Genomic DNA, 22054 nt, shown 5'->3' with positions numbered 1-22054 from the left:
CCGGCCGCTGTTTGACGAAATGACTTCTCAATTGACCTCGACCTGAACCACCCCCGGGACAGCCCGCAGGGCGCCGGCGATCTGCGGGGTGGCCTGGTAGCGGCCCGGCAGCTTGACCTCGACCTCGCGCTCGCCGTCGAGAAGGAGGATGAGGGAGACCTCGCCCTCCCCGCGGACCTGGAGGCGCTGCTGCACGGAGGCGATCGGGCGCTCGTCCTTGAGATAGACGCGCATGCCCTTCTGGTGGCGGGCGACCGCCGCGTCGAGGGGTTCGGCGGTCATGATGCGGGCGCGCACGTCCTCGCCCTCGAGGTTGGCCTGGAGCTGGAGCACCAGCGGACGGCCCGGCTCCAGGATCTCGCGGTACTGGCCGAGCCCTTCCGAGAAGATGATCGCCTCGAAATGCCCGGTCTGGTCGGACAGGATGACGATGCCGAGCTTGTTTCCGGTCTTGGTCCGGCGCTCCGAGCGATCGAGCACGGAGGCCGCCACGCGGCCCACGCTGGTGGTGCCGGCCCGGACGGCGCGGCAGAACTCGGCCCAGGTCTGGACCCTGAGCTTGCCCAGGAGGTCTCCGTACTCGTCGAGGGGATGGCCCGACAGGAAGAAGCCGACCGCCTCGTATTCCTTCTTCAGCTTGTCGGCCATCGGCCAGGGATCGTAGGGGGGCACCCGCAGGGTGACGTCGGCGGCGGTGATGCCGCCGAACATGTCCTCGATGCCGGTGCTGGCCGCTTCGGCCGCGCCCTGAGCGAGCTTCATCATGGGCTCGATGGCGGCGCAGGCCCGGGCCCGATCCGGCTCGATGGTGTCCATGGCGCCGGCCGCCACCAGGTTTTCCAGGGTGCGCTTGTTGAGCATGCGCGGGTTGAGCCGGCGGGCGAGGCAGGCGAGGTCCCGGAAGGGCTTGTCGCCCCGCGCCTCGATCAGCGCCTCGACCGCCCCGCGGCCCACGCCCTTGATCGCCGCGAGGGCGTAGTGGATGCGGCCGTCGCGCACCTCGAAGCCGACGCCGGAGGTGTTGATCGAGGGCGGCTCGACGGTGATCTTCAGGCGCTGTGCGTCCTGGCGAAATTCGGCGAGCTTGTCGGTGACGTCGATATCGAGCTGCATCGCGGCGGCCAGGAACTCCACCGGATGGTTCGCCTTGAGGTAGGCGGTCTGGTAGGTCAGCAGGGCGTAGGCGGCAGCGTGCGACTTGTTGAAGCCGTAATCGGCGAACTTCGCCAGCAGGTCGAAGATCTCGTCGGCCTTGGCCTTGGTGAGGTCGCGCTCCATGCAGCCCTTCACGAAGCGGTCGCGCTGGGCGTCCATCTCGGCCTTGATCTTCTTGCCCATGGCGCGGCGGAGCATGTCGGCCTCGCCCAGCGAGTAGCCGGCCAGGACCTTGGCCACTTCCATCACCTGTTCCTGGTAGACGATGATGCCGAAGGTCTCCTTCAGGATCGGCTCCAGCTTGGCGTGCGGGTACCAGCTCGCCTCGTTGCCGGCGTCGCGCCCGAGCTTGCGCTCGCAATAGACCGGGATGTTGGCCATCGGACCCGGGCGGTACAAAGCCACCAGCGCGATGATGTCCTCGAAGCGGTCCGCCTGCATCTCGACCAGGGCCTTGCGCATGCCGGCCGATTCCACCTGGAACACGCCCACGGTCTCGCCGCGCTTCATCGGCTCGTAGGTGGCCTTGTTGTCGAGGGGCAGCGAGGCGAGGTCGACGATAATGCCGCGCCGGGCCAGGAAGTCGGTGCAGCAGCGCAGCAGCGTCAGGGTCTTCAGGCCGAGGAAGTCGAACTTCACCAGGCCGGCGGCCTCGACCCACTTCATGTTGAACTGGGTCACCCGCATCCCGGTCTTCGGGTCGCGGTAGAGCGGCACCAGCTGTTCCAGCGGCCGGTCGCCGATGACCACGCCGGCGGCGTGGGTCGAGGCGTGACGGTGCAGGCCTTCGAGCTTCTTCGAAATTTCCATGAGGCGGGCCACGATCGGCTCCTCCTCGATCGCCTGCTGCAGCTTCGGCTCGCCCTCGATGGCCTGGACCAGGGTGACGGGGTTGGCCGGGTTCTGCGGCACGAGCTTGGTCAGCTTGTCGACCTGCCCGTAGGGCATTTCCAGCACGCGGCCGACGTCGCGCAGCACGCCGCGGGCGAGCAGGGTGCCGAAGGTGATGATCTGCGCCACCTGCCGCTCGCCGTAGCGCTGCTGCACGTACTGGATCACGCGCTCGCGGCCCTCGACGCAGAAGTCGATGTCGAAATCCGGCATCGAGACGCGCTCGGGGTTGAGGAAGCGCTCGAACAGGAGGCCGAAGCGGAGCGGGTCGAGATCGGTGATGAGGAGCGACCACGCCACCAGGGAGCCGGCGCCCGAACCGCGGCCCGGCCCCACCGGAATGTCGTGGTCCTTGGCCCACTTGATGAAGTCCGACACGATGAGGAAGTAGCCGGGAAACTTCATGCCCACGATGACGTCGAGCTCGAAGGCCAGACGGTCGCGGTAGACCTGCTCGGACATGCCCGGCGCGGTGCCGTGCTGAGCGAGGCGCAGTTCGAGGCCGGCTTCCGCCTGCCGGCGCAGCTCGGCCGGCTCGTCGAGGGGCGGGGCCGCCGCGATCTCGGAGGCGGCGGCGTCGGGTGCCGCGGCGGCGACCACGCCGAAATTCGGCAGGATGGGCTTGCGGGTGCGCACGCGGTAGGCGCAGCGCATGGCGATCTCGACGGTGGCGTTGAGCGCATCCGGCAGGTCGGAGAACAGCGCGCCCATCTCGGCGCGGGTCTTGAAGCCGTGGCGCGGCGTGAGCTTGCGGCGGCGTTCGTCCGAGACGAGGCGCCCGTCCGCGATGGCGAGCAGCGCGTCGTGGGCGTCGTAGTCGCCTTCCTTGGCGAAGAAGGGTTCGTTGGCCGCCACCACCGAGAGGCCGTGGCTGTCGGCGAGGCGCAGCAATTCCCGCTCGACCATGCGCTCGTCGGGCAGCCCGTGGCGCAAGATCTCGACGTAGAGGCCGTTCTCGCCGAAGGCGGAGCGCAGCTGTGCGAGGCGGCCGGCGGCGAGTTCGGCCCGGCCCATCCGCAGGGCGCTGTCGAGGGGGCCGGTGGAGCCGCCCGTGAGCGCGATCAGGCCGGCGCTCGATTCGGCCAAAGCCGCCACGCTGACGCGGGGGGCATCGCCGAGGGCGCCGTCGAAATAGGCCCGGCTCGCCAGCCGCAGCAGGTTGCCGTAGCCGGTCTCGTCCTGGGCCAGCACCACGATGTTGGCGCAGCCCGATTGCGCCAGCCCCACCCGCGCCATCGGATCGGGCGCCTCGAAGGCCACGGTGAGTTGCAGGCCCGGGATCGGCTGGATGCCGGCGCCGGACGCCTTCTCGGAGAATTCGAGCGCGCCGAACAGGTTGTTGGTGTCGGTGAGCGCCAGGGCCGGCTGCCGGTCGGCCAGCGCCGCCTTGACGATGTCGCCGACCTTCAGAGCCCCCTCGAGCAGGGAGAACGAAGAATGGACGTGAAGGTGGACGTAAGCGGGGTCTTTCAGGATGCGCGCCATGCGACCACCAGCCCGAGTCGGGGTTTCCAATCCATGACAAACCGATGCCGCGGCCCGTTTCGCTGTGGACCGCTCAGCCTCTGTGCCCCGGGTGCAACGCTATCGCAACGGCGCCAGTGCGACAGCCCAGGCAGCGACCGACACCGCCAGCAGCCCGAAGGCCATGAACTCGACCGCACCCGTCAGGATCATCCGCTTGAACATCGGCATCGCCTCTCGTTGAGGCCCCGAGTTTTGTTCTTGTTTTGTTCTTTGTAAAGTGGGTTCGGATATCCCTGTGCGGCAAGGTTAGCGGCTCGTTAATAAGAGGCGAACCCTCGGAGCCGTCGCACTTGTCAGGCTTCGTAATGCCAGCGGCAGTGGAGGATTTCGAGGGCCCGATCCGGTCCCTGCCCGGCGACCCGGTAGACAAGGCGGTGCTCCCCGGTCATCCGTCTCGGCCACCAGCCCTTGAGATGGCCTTTCAGCGGCTCGGGCTTGCCAATGCCCTGAAACGGATGCCGCCGGGCCTCACCGATCAACACGGTGATGCGCTGGAGGGTCGTTCGATCGGCCGCCTGCCGGTGACGGTAATCGTCCCAGGCATGGTCAGACCAGACCAGCTTCACGGCTGGATCAGGTCCCGCTCCGTCCCCCCAGCACCGTCGCGTTGCGCCATGGCTTCGGTCAGGCGCCGGGCATTCGCCGGTGTCCCGAGCAGGTGAAGGGTCTCACGCAGGCTCTCGAACTCGGCAAGCGGCAGCATGACGAGATCTTCGTGGTTCTGCCGCGTTACCACCAGTTCGGTGCGATCCGTCTCGACCCGGTCGAAATGGGTCGCCGGGTTCTTCCGCAGCTCGGTGAAACCGACATGGGTCATGGCTCTGAGCCTTATGTACACACCCATGGACGTATTCTGACGACTCCGCGCAGGCAAGGCGGTGCCGCGATCAGGCCGCCCAGCCCGGTCACGCCACCTCTTCGATCAGCCCGTCCCGGATCGTCACCCGCCGGTCCATGCGGGCGGCCAGGTCCATGTTGTGGGTCGCGATGAGGGCGGCGAGGCCGGAGGCGCGCACCAGCGCCACCAGGATGCCGAAGACGTGGGCCGCGGTGTGCGGATCGAGATTGCCGGTCGGCTCGTCGGCGAGCAGCAGGCGCGGGCCGTTGGCGACGGCGCGCGCGATGGCGACACGCTGCTGCTCCCCGCCGGACAGTTCGGCCGGCCGATGGACGAGCCGGTCCTTCAGCCCGAGGAAGCTCAGGAGCTCCGTCGCGCGCGCCTTGGCCTCGCGGTTCGACAATCCCCGGATGAGCTGGGGCATGACCACGTTCTCCAGGGCCGAGAACTCCGGCAGGAGATGGTGGAACTGGTAGACGAAGCCCATCTCCTCGCGGCGCAGGCGGGTGCGCTCGGCATCGGCCATCGCCGCCGTGGGCGTACCCCCGAGGTAGATCTCGCCGCCATCCGGGCGCTCCAGCAGGCCGGCGAGATGCAGGAGCGTGCTCTTGCCGGCGCCCGAGGGCGCCACCAGGGCGACGAGCTCGCCGGGCCAGATCGCGAGGTCGGCCTGCCGCAGGATCTCGAGGGCACCGGTCCCCTGCGGGTAGCGCCGCTCCACCTTGGCGAGGAACAGGGCCGGGACCGGCTGCGCGCCGGGCGCCTCGGCTTTCGTGGTCATGGAGGTTCGGGCCTTCAGCCGTAGCGCAGGGCCTGCACCGGATCGAGCCGGGCGGCGCGCCACGAGGGGTACAGCGTCGCGATCAGCGACAGGGCGATGGAGGTGACCACCACGACGGTGATCTCGTTGGCGTTCATCTCGGCCGGGATCTCGGCGAGGAAGCGCACGGTCGGGTCCCAGGCGGAGGGGAACAGCACCCGCTGGATGCCCTTGATGTTGACCGTGATCAGGATGCCGAGCGCCAGCCCGCTCAAGGTCCCGACCACGCCGATCAGCGCGCCGTTGATCAGGAACACCCGCATGATGGTGCCGGGGGTCGCCCCCATGGTGCGCAGGATGGCGATGTCGCTCGACTTGTCGCGCACCAGCAGGATCAGGCCCGAGATGATGTTGAGGGTCGCCACCACGACGATCAGGCTGAGGATCAGGAACATCACGTTCCGCTCCACCTCCAGGGCGCCGAAGAAGGTTCGGTTGCGCTGGCGCCAGTCGGTCAGCAGCACCGGGCGCTCGGCCGCCATCTCCAGATCGGGTCGCATCGCCGCCACCGATTCGGCGTTGTCGAGATAGACCTCGATCAGGCTGACGTCGGAATCCCGGTTGAAGAAGGCCTGCGCCTCGGTGAGCGGCATGAACACGAAGGTCGAGTCGAACTCGGTCATGCCGATCTCGAAGATCGCCTTGATCGAATAGCCCTTGGTGCGGGGCGCCGTCCCGAACGGGGTCGAGGCGCCCTTCGGCGTCAACAGGTTGATCTGGTCGCCGGCCTGGACCCCGAGGGATTCGGCGAGCCGGCGTCCGATGGCGACGCCCGAGCCGTCGTCGAAGCCTTCGAGGCTGCCGCTTTTGACGTTGCTGGCGATGGCGCCGATCTTGTCGAGATCCTCGCCCCGGATGCCGCGCACCAGCACGCCGCTGCCGGCGCCGCCATAGGGCGAGGAGGCGAAGGCCTGCCCCTCCACCAGGGGAATCGCGGCCCGGACGCCGGCAACCTTGGACAGGCGTTCGGACAGGTCGGCATAGTCGGTGAAGAGCTTGTCGATCGGCGAGACGAAGACGTGCCCGTTGATGCCGATGATCTTCGACAGGAGTTCCGTGCGGAAGCCGTTCATCACCGAGAGCACGATGATCAGCGTGGCCACGCCGAGCGCGATGCCCAGCAACGAGAAGAAGGCCACCACCGAGACGCCGCCGCCCCGGCGCCGAGCCCGCAGGTAGCGCCCGGCGATGATCCACTCGAATCCGGCGAAGGGCGGCGTACTCCCGCGCTGGAAACGCGTGCGAAGACCCGCGAGCCTGTCCGTCAGGGCCCCCGCCATGATGCGCCTCAGACCCGCTTCAGACGGGCGAGCAGGTCGATCGGGGCGATGCTCTCGCGTTCGGCCCCGGCGCGCCGCTTCAGCTCGACCTTGCCCTCTGCGAGGCCGCGCGGGCCGACGATGACCTGCCAGGGCAGGCCGATGAGATCGGCGGTGGCGAACTTCGCGCCCGGGCGCTCGTCGCGGTCGTCGTACAGCACGCTGAGCCCGGCGGCCTCCAGGGTCGTCTGGATCTCCGCGCAGGCCGCGTCGGTGGCAGCGTCGCCGGTCTTCAGGTTGATCAGGGCGACGTCGAAGGGCGCGACGGAATCGGGCCAGATGATCCCGGCCTCGTCGTGCGACGCCTCGATGATCGCCGCCACGAGGCGGCTCGGGCCGATGCCGTAGGAGCCCATGTGGACCGGGCGATCGACCCCGTCGGGACCGGTGACCTTTGCGCCCATCGGCTCGGAATACTTGGTGCCGAAATAGAAGATGTGCCCGACCTCGATGCCGCGCGCGGCCATCTGCCTATCGCCCTGCACCTCGGCGAAGGCCGCCGGCTCGTGCATCTCGGAGGTCGCGGCGTAGAGCGAGGTCCAGCGGTCGACGGTGCCCTGGAGCGCGGCGACGTCCTCGAAATCGGTGGTCACCGGCGGGATCTCGAAGTCGAGATACTGGCTGTCGCAGTAGACCTCGCTCTCGCCGGTCTGGGCCAGGATGATGAATTCGTGGCTGAGATCGCCGCCGATCGGCCCGGTATCGGCCCGCATCGGGATCGCCTTGAGACCGAGACCCGCGAAGGTGCGCAGATACGCCACGAACATCCGGTTATAGGCATGGCGGGCGGCGGCCTGGTCGATGTCGAACGAGTAGGCATCCTTCATCAGGAACTCGCGCGAGCGCATGGTGCCGAAGCGCGGCCGCACCTCGTCCCGGAACTTCCACGAGATCTGATAGAGGTTCTTCGGCAGGTCCTTGTAGGAGCGCACGCTGCCACGGAAGATCTCGGTGACGACCTCCTCGGCGGTGGGCCCGAACAGCATCTCGCGGTCGTGGCGGTCGGAGATCCGAAGCATCTCCTTGCCATAGGCCTCGTAGCGGCCGGATTCGCGCCAGAGCTCGGCCGACTGGATCGCCGGCATCAGGATCTCGATGGCGCCCGCCCGGTCCTGCTCCTCGCGGATCACCGCGCAGACCTTGTTCAGCACGCGCAGGCCGAGCGGCAGCCAGGCATAGATGCCGGCGGCCTCCTGGCGTACGAGGCCGGCCCGCAGCATCAGGCGGTGGGAGACGATCTCGGCTTCCTTGGGCGTCTCGCGCAAGGTCGGCAGGAAATAGCGGGAGAGACGCATGGAAGGCCCTGGAAACAGCGTGCCAGTGGGTCAACGGCACGCCCCGGCACACAACACATTGCATCAGGAAAAGACAAGCGCGGCCAGGTGACACCGATCCGCTCAATCGCCGTTCCGGTGCGGTCACGCGGACAAATGCGCAGAACCGACACGCATTCCGGTAGAAAAGCGCAAGAATGTGTCACGAAGGACGTGACAATGAGAATTGTTGTTCCTATAAGCGCCCCGTGATGGTTGCACCGCCCAAGCAGCGGCGCCGCACGGTCCGAGTCTCGGGAGGAATTTCAGCCGCCACGCCGTCAGCAATGCGTGAGACAATCGAGGCTGAGCGCACTACCATCTTTACAAAGCAAGGCTTAGGCCTTGCTTTTTTTATGCCTAGACGCTTGCGCGGGGCTGGCATCGCCTCTTCGGCGTCTGCGTCGCTTGGGTGCCCTCGTCCAAAAGCGGTTCGATCGGAGATTCCATCCCCGGTGTCATTCCGGGGCGCCACAGGCGAGCTCGGACCCGAAGGGGCGCGCCGGCGGTGTGCAATTCAGAGCCGCTGACGGCGTAAGTTCCTGAACGACTTGCGTTTCTGGACTCCGGGCTCCGCTGCGCGGCCCCGGGATGACGGGGTGCTGCGTCTGGACTTCGCCCCCGATGCGAGCTTATGCGGTGACTCTGTCCCGGCGTCGACGGGGATGCGGCCCGACCGCTAAGAGACAGCTGCGTAAACCCGGTCGCGCCGTCGCCTCAGAGCCCCGCCAGCTCGAACACCTGGATCGTCACCAGGAAGACCACGCTCGCCAGGAGCGAGGTCAGGATCGCCTTCTCGCGCAGGCGCGGGCTGGCCGGCGCCCCCGGGTCCTGGCCGGGCACCATCCGTGCCGGGTCGCTCTCCACCTGGTTGCGCAGGGGCAGGATGACGAAGAGCAGCGTCCACCAGACCACGAAGTAGAGGGCGAGCGCACCGAACACCGAGAGCTTGAACAGGCTCACCGCGACGGCGACTGCCGTGGCAAGCACCACCACCATCACCCCGAGGGTGCGGAGGGTGGAGGCGGCCAGGGCCTGGAGGACTGCGCCCATTCGGCTCAGACCTGTTCCAGCTCGACGAGGGTGCCGAGGAAGTCCTTCGGATGCAGGAAGAGCACGGGCTTGCCGTGGGCGCCGATCTTCGGCTCGCCGGTGCCGAGAACGCGCGCGCCCTGGGCCTTCAGCTGGTCGCGCGCAGCCAGGATGTCGTCGACCTCGTAGCAGACGTGGTGCACGCCACCGTTGGGATTGCGCTCGACGAAGCTCTCGATCGGCGAGCCCTCGCCGAGCGGCGCCATCAGCTCGACCTTGCTGTTGGGCAGGTTCACGAACACCACCGTGACGCCATGCTCGGGCTGCGGCAGCGGCTCCGTGACGGTGGCGCCCAGGGTGTCGCGATAGATGGCGCAGGCGGCGTCGAGATCGCGAACCGCGATGGCGACATGGTTCAGGCGTCCGATCATGATGGGCTCCCCCCGTTATGCTTGCCCCGCGAAATGCCCCTCTCCCCTCCGCGGGAGAGGGTGGCCCGCGAAGCGGGACGGGAGAGGGGAGCACCCGTTCCGGAGAGGTCCACCCCTCTCCAACCTTGCTCCGCAGGCCCCCTCCCCCGCCGAGGGGGGAGGGTCGATGCCCTAGACCTCGACCACCTGCACGTGGCAGGCGGGCTTCTTGCCCCAGACCTCGTTCACGGCCGAACGGATACCCCGGTCGACCGCCTTCTCGACGGCTTCGGCGTCCTTGCGCTTCGGCTTGGACAGGCCCGACAGGGTCCGCGAGACCGACTCGACCACCACGTCCAGCATCGCCTGGCCGTTGCGGCCGCGATTGGGCAGGCCGATGATGTCGATGGCGGGCTCGCCGAGGATCTCGCCCTGGACGTCGATCGCGATGGCCACGGAGACCAGACCGGCCTGCGAAAGCTTGCGCCGCTCGGGGATGGCCCGGTCCTTGGCGTCGATCAGGACGTTGCCGTCCTTGAACAGGCGCCCGGCCTTGACGTGGTCGACGATCTCCGGCGTGCCGGGCGCGAGGCGCACGACGCTGCCGTTGCGGGCCTTGACGATGTTGGGAACGCCCTGGGCCCGGGCGAAACGCGCGTGCTCGTCCAGGTGCAGGGCCTCGCCGTGGACCGGGATCGCGGTCTGCGGCCGGGTCCAGGCATACATCTCCGCCATCTCGTCGCGGCGGGGATGGCCGGAGACGTGGACCAGCTTGGTGCGGTCGGTGACCACCTCGATGCCGGCATTGATGAGGTCGTTGATGATCGCGCCGACCGCCCGCTCGTTGCCGGGAATGGCGCGCGAGGAGAAGATCACGCGGTCACCGGCGGCGAGCGTGATGTCCGGATGGTCGTCGCGCGAGACCCGGGCGAGCGCGGCCCGCTCCTCGCCCTGCGAACCGGTGAGCAGGGCCACGACCTTGTCGCGCGGCAGGTAGCCGTAGCTGTCCGACGACCGGAATTCCGGCAGGCCGTCGAGGAAGCCGCATTCGCGCGCGACTCCGATGACCCGGTCCATGGCGCGGCCGACCGCGATGACTTCACGGCCACAGGCCTGGGCGGCCTCGGCCACGGCCCGCATGCGGGCGACGTTGGAGGCGAAGGTGGTGACCGCCACGCGGTGCGGCGCCTCGGCGATCAACTCGCGCAGGGTGGCGGCGACCTCGGCCTCGCTCGGGGACCGGCCCTCGCGCACGACGTTGGTCGAGTCGCTGATCATCGCCAGGATGCCCTCGTCGCCGAGCGCCCGGAAGGCGGCCTCCGAGGTCACGTCGCCGAGGATCGGGGTCGGGTCCAGCTTCCAGTCGCCGGTGTGGAGCAGCAGGCCGTGCGGCGTGCGGATCGCGACCGCGTTGGATTCGGGGATCGAGTGCGAGACCGGCACGTACTCGATCTCGAAGGGACCGATCTGCACCCGGCGCCCGGCCTGGATCTCCTTCAGGATGACCTTGGGGGCACCCGGCTCGCTCAACCGGCGGGCTTCCAGCAGGTTCTTGGCGAACCGCGTCGCGTAGACCGGCGCCTTGAGCTTGGGCCACAGTTCACCGATGGCGCCGATATGGTCTTCGTGCGCGTGGGTGATGAAGATGGCGAGGAGGTCGTCCTTGCGCTCTTCGATGAAGCTCAGGTCGGGGAACATCAGGTCGATGCCGGGGAAACCCTCCTCGCCGGCGAAGCCCATGCCGCAATCGACCATGATCCATTTGCGCCGCTTCGGGGGGCCGAAGCCGTAGAGCGCCGCGTTCATGCCGATCTCGCCCACGCCGCCGAGCGGCACGAAGACGAGTTCGTCTTGCCCTGTCGTCATTGTCCGTCAAACCTCAAGCCGCCGTCGCGGCCGTTCCCAGATGCACCTCGCCCGCCGTCACGGTCCGTCGCGTTCCATCCTCCGAGCGGACGACGAGGCGTCCCGCTCCGTCGATCGTCTCGAAAATTCCGTGTACGAGGGTGTCGCCTGTCCGCACCGAAACCGGCGCGCCGATCCCGGCCGCGTCAGCGATCCAGCGCTCGCGGATTCTCTCGAACCCGCGGCCACGGTCCCATTGTCGCGCTGCGTCGATGACGGCGTCCGTCAGGTGGACGAACAGATCCTCGGCGCGCGTGTCGTACCGCATCTGCCTGAGGCAGGTTGCGGGATAAGGCAAGCCCTGTGGCGCCGCAGCGACGTTGACGCCGAAGCCCATCACGACCGCGCGACGCCCGCCGGGGCGGCTGTCGGCCTCCAGCAGGAGGCCCGCGAGCTTGGCGCCGGAGGCCAGAACGTCGTTCGGCCACTTCAGGCGGCACCCCTGGACGCCGGCGGCGGCGAGGGCGGCGGACAGGGCGACACCGGCGACGAAGCCGAGGGTCGGCACCTGGCCGGGCTCCACGTCGTCCACCGGCCACAGCAGGCTCGCGGTCAGGTTGCCGGGCTCGGAGGCCCAGGCATTGCCGCGCCGGCCCCGGCCCGCGTCCTGCCGATGGGCCACGATCCAGAGCGGACCGGTCTCGCCGGCCCGGAAACACGCCATCGCCTCGGTGTTGGTGGAGTCGAGGCGCTCGTGGACGTGGAGGCGATGTCCCGCGACCCGCGCCTGCGGGCCGAGGCCGTATCCGCTCAAGGGGCTAGAACAGCGACTTGGCGGCGGCACCCGCGGCGTCCACCAGCGGGGCCGGCACGATCCCGAACAGCACCACCACGAGACTCGCCAACGCGAGGACGATGCGGGTGCCGGGCGCCATCGGCTCGTAGGCGGCCACCGGCTCGTCGAAATACATCACCTTGACGAGGCGCAGATAATAGAACGCCCCGATCACGCTGGTGACCACGCCGATGATCGCCAGGGCCACGAGGTCGGCTTTGATGGCGGCGGCGAAGACGTAGTACTTGGCGAAGAACCCGGCCAGCGGCGGGATGCCCGCGAGGGAGAACATCATCGCGGCGAGGCAGAAGGCCAGGACCGGATGGGTCCGCGACAGGCCGGAGAGATCGTCGACGGTCTCGAACATCTGGCCACCGCGCCGCAGCGACAGCAGCACCGCGAAGGCGCCCAGCGTCATCGCGAGGTAGATGATCATGTAGACGACGACGCCCCGGATACCTTCCTGCGAACCGGCGGCGAGGCCGACCAGGGCGTAGCCGACATTGCCGATCGACGAATAGGCCATGAGCCGCTTGAGCGAGCGCTGGCCGATGGCGGCGAACGAGCCGAGCGCCATCGAGGCGATCGCCACGAACACGATGATCTGCTGCCACACCGCCGTCACGTCCGGGAAGGCGCCGATGAAAAGCCGCACCGTCATCGCCATGGCGGCCATCTTGGGCGCCGAGGCGAAGAACGCCGTCACCGGCGTCGGCGAGCCCTCGTAGACGTCGGGGGTCCACATGTGGAACGGCACGGCCGCGAGCTTGAAGGCGACGCCGGCGGCCACGAAGACGATGCCGAGCACGATCCCGAAGCCCGCCGTGCCGTCGAGCGCCGCGACGATGCCCGGGAAGGAGACGGTGCCGGTGAAGCCGTAGACCAAGGAGGCGCCGTAGAGCAGCATGCCCGAGGAGAGCGCACCGAGGACGAAGTACTTCAGCCCGGCTTCCGTGGACTTAAGGTTGTCGCGATGGAACGCCGCGATGACGTAGGCGGCGAGCGACTGCAGCTCGAGTCCGAGATAGAGCGAGATCAGGTCGTTGGCCGAGGCCATCACCATCATGCCGACGGTGCACAGGATCAGCAGGATCGGGAACTCGAACCGGTCGATGCGCTCGCGCTGGAAGTAGTCGCGCGAGAGCAGGATCGTGGCGGCCGAGCCGAGCAGGATCAGCGCCTTCATTACCTTGGAGAAGTTGTCGATGATGAACGAGCCGTTCAGGGTGGTGATCTTGGCGCCCGACTGGGACATGACCGCGAACAGCGCGAGCACCAGCAGGATCAGGGCGCCGACATTGACGCCCTCGGCGGAGCGCTCGCCCCGGAACGCCCCGTAGAGGATCAGCACCAGCACGCCGATGCTGAGGATCAGCTCCGGCAGGGCAGGCCCGAGCGCGGGCAGGACGATCTGAGCGGCGTTCATCGGATCAAGCCTTCAGCGCGACACGGACGGCAGGGTGGCCGCGGCGGTCTGCGTGTTCGAGAGCGCGGTCCGCATGCTCTGCATCAACGCTTCCGTCGAGGGCGCGAAGGTGTCGAGCACGGGGGCCGGGTGGACGCCGTAATAGATCGTCAGGGCGACGAGCGGCGCGATGATGATCTTTTCGCGGAGATCCAGGTCGAGGATGCCCTGCAGGTTGGGCTTCTCGAGCTTGCCGTAGATCACGCGGGCGTAGAGCCAAAGGGCGTAGCCGGCCGACAGAATGATGCCGAACACCGAGAAGAACGCCACCGTCGGGTTGGCCCGGAAAGCCCCCATCATGGCCAGGAACTCGCCGACGAAGCCCGACGTCCCGGGCAGGCCGACATTGGCCATCGTGAACACCATCATGGCCGCCGCGTAGAGCGGCATCCGCTTCACCAGCCCGCCATAGGCGGCGATCTCGCGGGTGTGCATCCGGTCGTAGACGACGCCGACGCAGAGGAAGAGCGCGCCCGATACGATGCCGTGCGAGATCATCAGGAACAGCGCGCCCTGGATGCCCTGCTCGTTCATGGTGAACAGGCCGAGCGTCACGAAACCCATATGCGCCACCGACGAGTAGGCGATGAGCTTCTTGATGTCGGTCTGCATCAGGGCGATCAGCGAGGTGAAGATGATGGCGATCACCGAGAGGGCGAACACCATCGGGGCGAAGGCTTGGCTCGCATCCGGGAACATCGGCAGCGAAATCCGGATGAAGCCGTAGCCGCCCATCTTCAGCAGGATGCCCGCCAGGATCACCGAGCCGGCGGTCGGCGCCTCCACGTGCGCGTCGGGCAGCCAGGTATGGACCGGCCACATCGGCATCTTCACGGCAAAGGAGGCGAAGAAGGCCAGCCACAGCCACGTCTGCATATGCACCGGGAAGCGGGTGTGCAGCAGGGTCGGGATGTCGGTGGTGCCGGCATGCCAGTACATCGCCATGATGGCGAGCAGCATCAGCACCGAGCCGAGCAGGGTGTAGAGGAAGAACTTGAAGCTGGCGTAGATGCGCCGCTTGCCGCCCCAGATGCCGATGATGAGGAACATCGGGATCAGGCCAGCCTCGAAGAACAGGTAGAACAGCACCAGATCGAGGGCGCAGAACACACCGATCATCGTCGTCTCGAGGACGAGGAAGGCGACGAAGTATTCCTTCACCCGGGTGTTCACCGAGAGCCACGAGGCGCCGATGCAGAACGGCATCAGGAACGTGGTCAGCAGGATCAGCGGCATCGAGAAGCCGTCGACGCCGAGCTTGAACCGCGTGGTCTCGCTCAGCCAGGCATGGGTCTCGACCAGCTGGAAATTCGCGGTCGTCGCGTCGTAGCGGCCCCAGGCCACCAGCGAGAGCAGGAAGGTCGCGAGGGTCGTGATGAGCGCGGCCCAGCGGGCATTGCGCTTCGAAGCCTCGGTCTCCTCCCCGAGGGTGAGGATGAAGGCCGCGCCGCAGAGCGGCACGATGAGGAGGCCGGAGAGAATTCCGAGGCCTAACATGAGCGGGCGCTCCGATACGTGACGGCGGCCATCAATGGGCGACCTTGGGCAGGCCGGTCAGCATGTACCAGCTGATGAGGGCGGCGACGCCGACGAGCATGACGAAGGCGTAGTGGTAGACGTAGCCGGTCTGGAGACGGACGACGCCGCGGGTCACGTCGAGGACGCGGGTGGCGATCCCGTCCGGACCCATGCCGTCGATGACCCGGCCATCGGCCTCCTTCCAGAGGAACTTGCCGAAATCCTTGGCCGGTCGGACGAAGATCCGGTCGTAGAGTTCGTCGAAGTACCACTTGTTGAGCAGGAACCGGTACAGGCTCGGCTGCTGGGCTGCGAGTTGGCCCGGCAGTTCCGGCCGGCGGATATACATCCAATAGGCCAGCACGAAGCCGATCAGCATCATGATGAAGGGCGAGTAGGCCACCAGCGCCGGCACCGCGTGGATATCGTGCATGATGTGGTTGTCCGGGCCGTGCCCCAGGGCGTGGCCCCAGAATGTCTCCATGCCCTCGCCGATGAAGCGGTTCTTGAAGATCAACCCGGCGAAGAGCGCCCCGAAGGCAAGGATGCCGAGGGGGATCGTCATCACCAGCGGGCTCTCATGCGGGGTGTGCGCATGATCGTGGTGCTCGATGGCGCTGTGCGAGGCCGGCTCGACGTCGTGGCCCTTGTCGTCGTGGGCGACGCCCTCGTGGTGGCCCGGGGCGCCGTCGGCCTCAGCCGACGAATTGACATGGACGGCCTGCGCGGAAGCGCCGGCCTGGACAGCCGCATGCCCGGCGGCATGGTGATCGTCGTGATGCGCGGCGCCATGGCCGGCCCAGCGCGCCGGTCCCTCGAAGGTCATGAAGAACAGGCGCCAGGAATAGAACGAGGTCATCAGCGCGGCGACGACCGTGCAGATGAAGGCCAGGGTGTGACCGGGCCGCGTCGACGCATAGGCCGCCTCGATGATGGCGTCCTTCGAGTAATAGCCGGCTGTGAAGGGGAAGCCGATCAGCGCCAGGGTGCCGATGGTCATCATCGCCGAGGTGAAAGGAATGTAGCGGCGGAGATTGCCCATGTTCCGCATGTCCTGCTCGTGGTGCATCGCGTGGATGACGGAGCCGGCGCCGAGGAACAGCAGCGCCTTGAAGAAGGCGTGGGTGAAGAGGTGGAACACGGCGGCCGAATAGGCGCCCACGCCGAGCGCCACGAACATGTAGCCGAGCTGCGAGCAGGTCGAGTAGGCGATCACCCGCTTGATGTCGTTCTGAACGAGGCCGATCGTGGCGGCGAAGAACGCCGTGATGCCGCCGATCACCGTGACCACGATGAGGGCGTTGGGAGCGAGTTCGAACAGCGGCGACAGGCGCGCCACCATGAACACGCCGGCCGTCACCATGGTGGCGGCGTGGATCAGCGCCGAGACGGGGGTCGGCCCCTCCATCGCGTCGGGCAGCCAGGTGTGCAGCAGGAACTGGGCCGACTTGCCCATGGCACCCATGAACAGCAGCAGGCAGGCGAGCGTCAGGGCGTTCCAGTCGTAGCCGAGGAAGTGGAAGGTCGCGTCCTTGATCTCGGGCGCGCGAGCGAAGATGCCATCGAAGGCGATCGATCCCGTCAGCACGAAGACCAGGAAGATGCCGAGCGAGAACCCGAAATCGCCGACGCGGTTGACGATGAAGGCCTTCATGGCGGCGGCGTTGGCCGAGGGCTTCTCGTACCAGAACCCGATCAGCAGGTAGGAGGCGAGGCCGACGCCCTCCCAGCCGAAGAACATCTGCACCAGGTTGTCAGCCGTCACCAGCATCAGCATGGCGAAGGTGAAGAGCGACAGGTAGGCGAAGAAGCGCGGCCGGTGCGGATCCTCCTCCATGTAGCCGATGGAGTAGAGGTGCACGAGGGTCGAGACCGAGGTGACCACCACCAGCATGATCACCGTCAGGGTGTCGATGCGGAAGGCCCAGTCGACCACGAGGTCGCCGGCGGTGAACCAGGTCGCCACCTGCACGCGGGTGGCGTGCTCGGTGCCGGGCACCTCGAGGAAGGCGCCCCAGGACAGCAGCGCCGAGAAGGCGAGGAGGCCGGTGGTGATGCCCTCGCTGAGCTTCGGGCCGAGCTGGCGGCCGAACAGGCCGGCGAGCAGCGCACCGACGAGCGGGAGGAAGACGATCGCGTGATACATCGCTGGCTTGTCCGGCCTCCTGGGGTGCGCCCGGGCCCGCGCAGGGCGCGGGAGCCGATGCGGCGCCCTGTGTGTCGTGTCACCGGTCCGGCGCGCGGAGACCGCGACGCCGGACCGTCAGAATCGATGGGTGTCGGTTCCGCTCACCCCTTCATCATGTTGACGTCCTCGACCGCGATCGAACCGCGGTTTCGGAAGAACACGACGAGGATGGCGAGGCCGATGGCCGCTTCCGCCGCCGCCACGGTCAGCACGAACAGGGCGAAGACCTGTCCGGTGATGTCGTTGAGGTGGGTCGAGAAGGCGACGAGGTTGATGTTGACCGCGAGCAGGATCAGCTCGACGGACATCAGGATGACGATGACGTTCTTGCGGTTCACGAAGATGCCGAGCACGCCCAGCGTGAACAGGATCGCGGCGACCGTCAGGTAGTGGCTCAGGCCGATCATCGGATGTGGCTCCCGGTCTCTGCCGTTCGAGGTCCGCGGGCCATCAGACTTCCACGCCCTGGCGCGAGGGTACCTTGCGGGTCTCCACCGCCAGGGCCTGCGTGCGCGCGTTCTGGACGGAGATGTTCTGACGCTTGACGCCCGGACGGTCGCGCAGGGTCAGCACGATGGCGCCGATCATCGCCACCAGCAGGATCAGGCCGGCGAGCTGAAAGAAGAAGACATAGTCGGTGTAGAGCACCCGGCCGAGGGCCTGGGTGTTGGTGACCGCCTCGGCGCTGGCGACCGGGCCGAGGGGCGCCTGGATCAATCCGGGATCGATGGTCCACGACCCGACCACCAGCAGCAGCTCGATCAGGAACACCGCGCCGATCAGGGCGCCGATGGGCAGGTATTGCTGGAAGCCCTGACGCAGCTGGGCGAAATCCACGTCCAGCATCATCACGACGAACAGGAACAGCACCGCGACGGCGCCGACATAGACGACGACCAGGATCATCGCCAGGAACTCGGCGCCCATCATCACGAACAGCCCGGCGGCGTTCACGAAGGCCAGGATGAGGAAGAGCACGGAGGCCACGGGATTGCGCGAGGCGATCACCATGAAGCCCGAGGCGATGGTCACACCTGCGAACAGGTAGAAGAAGGCAGCGGCTGCGCTCATGCGATTCTAGAGATCAGCCGTCCCGAGGACGGCCCCTTCTGCCGAAACTGTGCCACGGCCCACCGGCCGCCCGTCTATAGAACCCGCCCCTGCGGTGCACAACCGCCTCGGCGCGCCTGGGCCGGTTCCGCGGAGGCAGAACCGGCGCTCTGTTTCATCCGCCCGGGGGCGGGCCAGCATTCCGGTCGTTCAGCGGTAGGGCGCGTCCACCGAAAGATTGCGGGCGATCTCGCGCTCCCAGCGGTCACCGTTCAGCAGGAGCTTCTCCTTGTCGTAGAGAAGCTCCTCGCGGGTCTCGACCGAGAACTCGAAGTTCGGCCCCTCGACGATCGCGTCGACCGGGCAGGCCTCCTGACACATGCCGCAATAGATGCATTTCACCATGTCGAGGTCGTAGCGCGTCGTGCGGCGGGTGCCGTCGTTGCGGCGGGGGCCGGCCTCGATGGTGATGGCCTGGGCGGGGCAGATCGCCTCGCACAGCTTGCAGGCGATGCAGCGTTCCTCGCCGTTGGGGTAGCGACGCAGGGCGTGCTCGCCCCGGAAGCGCGGGCCGCGATGGCCCATCTCGAAGGGGTAGTTGATCGTGGCCTTCGGCTTGAAGAAGTACTTCATCGCCAGGACGAACCCGGACGCGAACTCCTTCAGCAGCAGACCCTTAGCGACCTGATCGAGCTTCATGGCTCGGATCTCCGTGAGGGGTTGTCAGGCGCCCGGCGCGAGGCCGGTGAGCTTGAGGACAAAGGCGACGACGATGACCGAGACGAGCGAGAGCGGCAGGAACACCTTCCAGCCGAGGCGCATGAGCTGGTCATAGCGGTAGCGCGGCACCATGGCCTTCACCATGGCGATCATGAAGAACAGGAAGCTGGCCTTCAGGGCGAACCAGATCAGGCCCGGCACCCAGGTGAAGGGCGCGAACGGGATCGGCGAGAGCCAGCCGCCGAGGAACAGCACCGTACCCAGCGCGCACATGGTCATGATGGCCACGTACTCACCCAGCATGAACAGCAGGTACGGCGTCGAGGAATACTCGACCATGTAGCCAGCCACGAGTTCCGATTCCGCCTCCGGCAGATCGAAGGGCGGGCGGTTCGTCTCGGCCAGCGCCGAGATGAAGAACACCACGAACATCGGGAACAGCCAGAGCCAGTACCAGCCCAGGATGCCCAGTGAGGTGTCCTGCGCCATGACGATGCGCGACAGGTTGAGCGACCCGGCGCAGAGCAGGACGCAGATGATGACGAAGCCGAGGGAGACCTCGTAGGAAATCATCTGCGCCGCCGAGCGAAGCGCGCCCAGGAAGGCGTATTTCGAGTTCGACGCCCAACCGCCCATCAGCACGCCGTACACTCCGAGCGAAGAGATCGCGAAGATGTAGGTGATGCCGACGTTGAGGTCGGCGATGGCCCAGCCCTCGGCCAGCGGGATCACCGCCCAGGCGGCGAGCGCCAGGGTGGCGAAGACCAGGGGCGCCAGCAGGAACAGCGCCTTGTTGGCGCCGGCCGGGATGATCGGCTCCTTCAGGACGAATTTCAGCAGATCGGCGAAGGACTGGAACAGGCCCCAGGGCCCGACCACGTTGGGGCCGCGCCGGAGCTGGACCGCCGCCCAGATCTTGCGATCGGCCAGCAGGGCGTAGGCGATGAAGACGAGGAGCAGCGCCAGCAGGACGAAGCTCTTGAGCACCAGGAGCAGGACGGTGCCGAGGATTTCCCAGGAGGTCATGGCAGGAAATCCTTATTCGGCCGCTTCGAGGCCGCGCACCCGGGCGAGGCTCGAACACTCGGCGAGCACCCGCGAGGCGCGGGCGATCGCGTTGCTGAGATAGAAGTCCGGGATCGCCGAGGCGAAGGCGGTGCGGCTCGGCTCGCCGCTCAAGGCCGACAACGTCTCGACCGTGGCCACGGCGTCGCTCGGGGCGATCGCATCGAGGGCGGCGAAGTGCGGATGCTCGGCATAGAGGGCACGCCGAAGCGCCGCCAGCGAATCGAACGGCAGGCGCCGGCCGAGCACGTCCGACAGGGCGCGCAGGATCGCCCAATCCTCGCGGGCATCGCCCGGCGGGAAGCCGGCCCGATTGGTGGTCTGCACCCGACCCTCGAGGTTGACGTAGGTGGCGCTTTTTTCGGTATACGCGGCCCCTGGTAGGACGACGTCGGCGCGGGTGGCACCGCGATCGCCATGCGTGCCCTGGTAGATCACGAAGGCGCCGGGTTCGATTGTGACCTCGTCGGCACCCAAGTTGTATACCACGTCGAGCGAACCCGCTCCCGCGATCCCGGCGAAGTCCAGCCCGCCCTCCCCCGGCACGAAGCGGAGATCGAGGGCGCCGACCCGCGCAGCAGCCGTCTGGAGCACGCCGAAGCCGTTCCACTCGGGCGTCACCGCGCCGTTATCCTGCGCGAGCTTCGCCGCGGCGGCCAGAATGGCGGCGCCGTCGGGTCGGGTGAGCGCCCCCGTGCCGACGATGATGAGCGGACGGCTGGCCGCCTTCAGGGCCTCGGCGAAGCTGTGCTGGCCGGAGGCGAGGTCGGCCAGCGTCTCGGGGCCGGCACCCAGATAGGTGTGCGGATAGGTGAGGTCGACGGGCTCGCCGATGAGGCCGACGGCCAAAGGTCCCATGCGCCAGCGCTTGCGGATGCGCACGTTGAGCAGCGAGGCTTCGAGACGGGGATTCGTTCCGACGAGCAGGATCGCGTCCGTGTCTTCGATCCCGGCAATGCCGGTGCCAAGGGTGTAGGCAGCCCGGCCCCAGGACGGATCGATCGCTTCGCCGGCCTGCCGGCAATCGAGATTCGTCACGCCAAGCGACGTCATCAGTGCCTTCAGCGCATAGATCTCCTCCACGCCGGCAAGATCGCCGACCACGGCGCCCATACGCTTCGGATCGGTGCTCTTCACCTTGGCAGCGATAGCACCGAACGCCTCACCCCAGGACGCAGGACGCAGGCGGCCATTCTCGCGCAGATACGGCCGGTCCAGGCGCTGGGTGCGCAGGCCGTCCACAGCGTGGCGGGTTTTATCGGAGATCCATTCCTCGTTGATCCCCTCGTGAACCCGCGGCTCGATCTGCATGACTTCGCGACCGCGGGCATCGACCCGGATGGCGCAGCCAACCGCGTCCATCACATCGACGGATTCGGTTTTCGACAGTTCCCAGGGCCGAACCTCGTAGCTCTGCGGCTTGTGGACCAAGGCGCCGACGGGGCAGAGGTCGGCGACGTTGCCCTGAAGCTCGGAGCCCATCGCAGATTCGAGGTAGCTGGTGATCTCCATGTCCTCGCCACGCCCGATGGCGCCGAGATCCGGCACGCCAGCGACTTCGGCCAGGAAGCGGACGCAACGGGTGCAGTGAATGCAGCGATTCATGGCGGTCCGCACCAGCGGACCGATGTACTTCTCCTCGACCGCGCGCTTGTTCTCGCCGTAGCGGGTCGAGTCGACGCCGTAGGCCATCGCCTGGTCTTGGAGATCGCAGTGGCCGCCCTGGTCGCAGATCGGGCAGTCGAGCGGGTGGTTGATGAGGAGGAATTCCATCACCCCCTCTCGCGCCTTCTTCGTTTGGCCCGAGCGGGTCAGCACTTCCGGCGGTTCGCCGTTGGGACCGGGCCGGCAATCCTTCACCGCATAGGCGCAGGAGGCCACTGGCTTCGGCGCGCCCTTGAGCTCCACGAGGCACATCCGACAATTGCCCGCGATGGACAGCCGCTCATGAAAGCAGAAGCGCGGAATTTCCGCGCCTGCCGCTTCGCAGGCCTGGAGCAGCGTGTACTCCGCCGGAACATCGACCTCGGTGCCGTCGACGACGATCTTGGTCATTCGCTGAG

At 67.5% G+C, this 22054-nt stretch carries 18 protein-coding genes; all 18 read right to left on the bottom strand.

Translation table 11 applies throughout. The features are described 5' to 3' along the window. Positions 1-27: 27 nt before the first annotated feature. A complete protein-coding gene (gene dnaE, locus ASF57_RS12615; protein WP_056483792.1) occupies positions 28-3531 on the bottom strand; it encodes a DNA polymerase III subunit alpha in 3504 nt (1167 codons plus the stop codon). Positions 3532-3866: 335 nt separating this feature from the next. Next, a complete protein-coding gene (locus ASF57_RS12610; protein ID WP_056483789.1) occupies positions 3867-4139 on the bottom strand; it encodes a Txe/YoeB family addiction module toxin in 273 nt (90 codons plus the stop codon). Further along, positions 4136-4390: a type II toxin-antitoxin system prevent-host-death family antitoxin gene (locus ASF57_RS12605; protein ID WP_056483786.1), complete on the bottom strand. Its 255-nt coding sequence runs from the start codon at positions 4388-4390 to the stop codon at positions 4136-4138. Before ASF57_RS12605 ends, ASF57_RS12610 begins: the two co-directional genes overlap by 4 nt. Positions 4391-4478: 88 nt before the next feature. After that, complete coding sequence (locus tag ASF57_RS12600; RefSeq protein WP_056178969.1) at positions 4479-5192, bottom strand: ABC transporter ATP-binding protein; 714 nt, start codon at positions 5190-5192, stop codon at positions 4479-4481. 14 nt (positions 5193-5206) lie between these two features. After that, positions 5207-6511, bottom strand: coding sequence for a lipoprotein-releasing ABC transporter permease subunit (locus ASF57_RS12595; RefSeq protein ID WP_056178967.1), 1305 nt, complete (start codon positions 6509-6511; stop codon positions 5207-5209). An 8-nt stretch (positions 6512-6519) separates the two neighbouring features. Next, complete coding sequence (proS, locus tag ASF57_RS12590) at positions 6520-7845, bottom strand: proline--tRNA ligase (RefSeq protein ID WP_056178964.1); 1326 nt, start codon at positions 7843-7845, stop codon at positions 6520-6522. Between the two features lie 735 nt (positions 7846-8580). After that, entirely contained in the window at positions 8581-8916 is a 336-nt protein-coding gene (locus ASF57_RS12585; protein WP_200935860.1) for a DUF1467 family protein, read from the bottom strand. 5 nt (positions 8917-8921) lie between these two features. Beyond that, on the bottom strand, positions 8922-9326 hold the full coding sequence (mce, locus tag ASF57_RS12580; protein ID WP_056178961.1) for a methylmalonyl-CoA epimerase: 405 nt from the start codon (positions 9324-9326) through the stop codon (positions 8922-8924). Between the two features lie 171 nt (positions 9327-9497). Further along, complete coding sequence (locus ASF57_RS12575; protein WP_056178958.1) at positions 9498-11171, bottom strand: ribonuclease J; 1674 nt, start codon at positions 11169-11171, stop codon at positions 9498-9500. Between the two features lie 13 nt (positions 11172-11184). Further along, entirely contained in the window at positions 11185-11964 is a 780-nt protein-coding gene (locus ASF57_RS12570) for a biotin--[acetyl-CoA-carboxylase] ligase (protein WP_056483783.1), read from the bottom strand. Positions 11965-11968: 4 nt separating this feature from the next. Then, complete coding sequence (gene nuoN / locus ASF57_RS12565) at positions 11969-13411, bottom strand: NADH-quinone oxidoreductase subunit NuoN (RefSeq protein WP_056483776.1); 1443 nt, start codon at positions 13409-13411, stop codon at positions 11969-11971. Positions 13412-13423: 12 nt separating this feature from the next. Beyond that, complete coding sequence (locus tag ASF57_RS12560; protein ID WP_056483773.1) at positions 13424-14947, bottom strand: NADH-quinone oxidoreductase subunit M; 1524 nt, start codon at positions 14945-14947, stop codon at positions 13424-13426. Positions 14948-14978: 31 nt separating this feature from the next. Further along, entirely contained in the window at positions 14979-17114 is a 2136-nt protein-coding gene (nuoL, locus tag ASF57_RS12555; RefSeq protein WP_056483769.1) for an NADH-quinone oxidoreductase subunit L, read from the bottom strand. A gap of 143 nt (positions 17115-17257) precedes the next feature. Continuing rightward, positions 17258-17563 carry an NADH-quinone oxidoreductase subunit NuoK gene (gene nuoK / locus ASF57_RS12550; protein WP_055947368.1) on the bottom strand — a complete coding sequence of 102 codons (306 nt, stop codon included), beginning with the start codon at positions 17561-17563 and terminating at the stop codon, positions 17258-17260. A 43-nt stretch (positions 17564-17606) separates the two neighbouring features. After that, complete coding sequence (locus tag ASF57_RS12545; RefSeq protein WP_056483766.1) at positions 17607-18227, bottom strand: NADH-quinone oxidoreductase subunit J; 621 nt, start codon at positions 18225-18227, stop codon at positions 17607-17609. Between the two features lie 189 nt (positions 18228-18416). After that, positions 18417-18905, bottom strand: coding sequence for an NADH-quinone oxidoreductase subunit NuoI (nuoI, locus tag ASF57_RS12540; RefSeq protein WP_056178940.1), 489 nt, complete (start codon positions 18903-18905; stop codon positions 18417-18419). 24 nt (positions 18906-18929) lie between these two features. Next, positions 18930-19952, bottom strand: a complete 1023-nt coding sequence (nuoH, locus tag ASF57_RS12535) for an NADH-quinone oxidoreductase subunit NuoH (protein WP_056483763.1) — start codon at positions 19950-19952, stop codon at positions 18930-18932. Between the two features lie 12 nt (positions 19953-19964). Next, positions 19965-22046, bottom strand: coding sequence for an NADH-quinone oxidoreductase subunit NuoG (gene nuoG / locus ASF57_RS12530; RefSeq protein ID WP_056483760.1), 2082 nt, complete (start codon positions 22044-22046; stop codon positions 19965-19967). Positions 22047-22054 lie beyond the last annotated feature (8 nt).

Source organism: Methylobacterium sp. Leaf117 (genome assembly GCF_001422985.1).
Taxonomy (GTDB): Bacteria; Pseudomonadota; Alphaproteobacteria; order Rhizobiales; family Beijerinckiaceae; genus Methylobacterium.
This window is presented reverse-complemented; position numbering and strand designations above follow the sequence as displayed.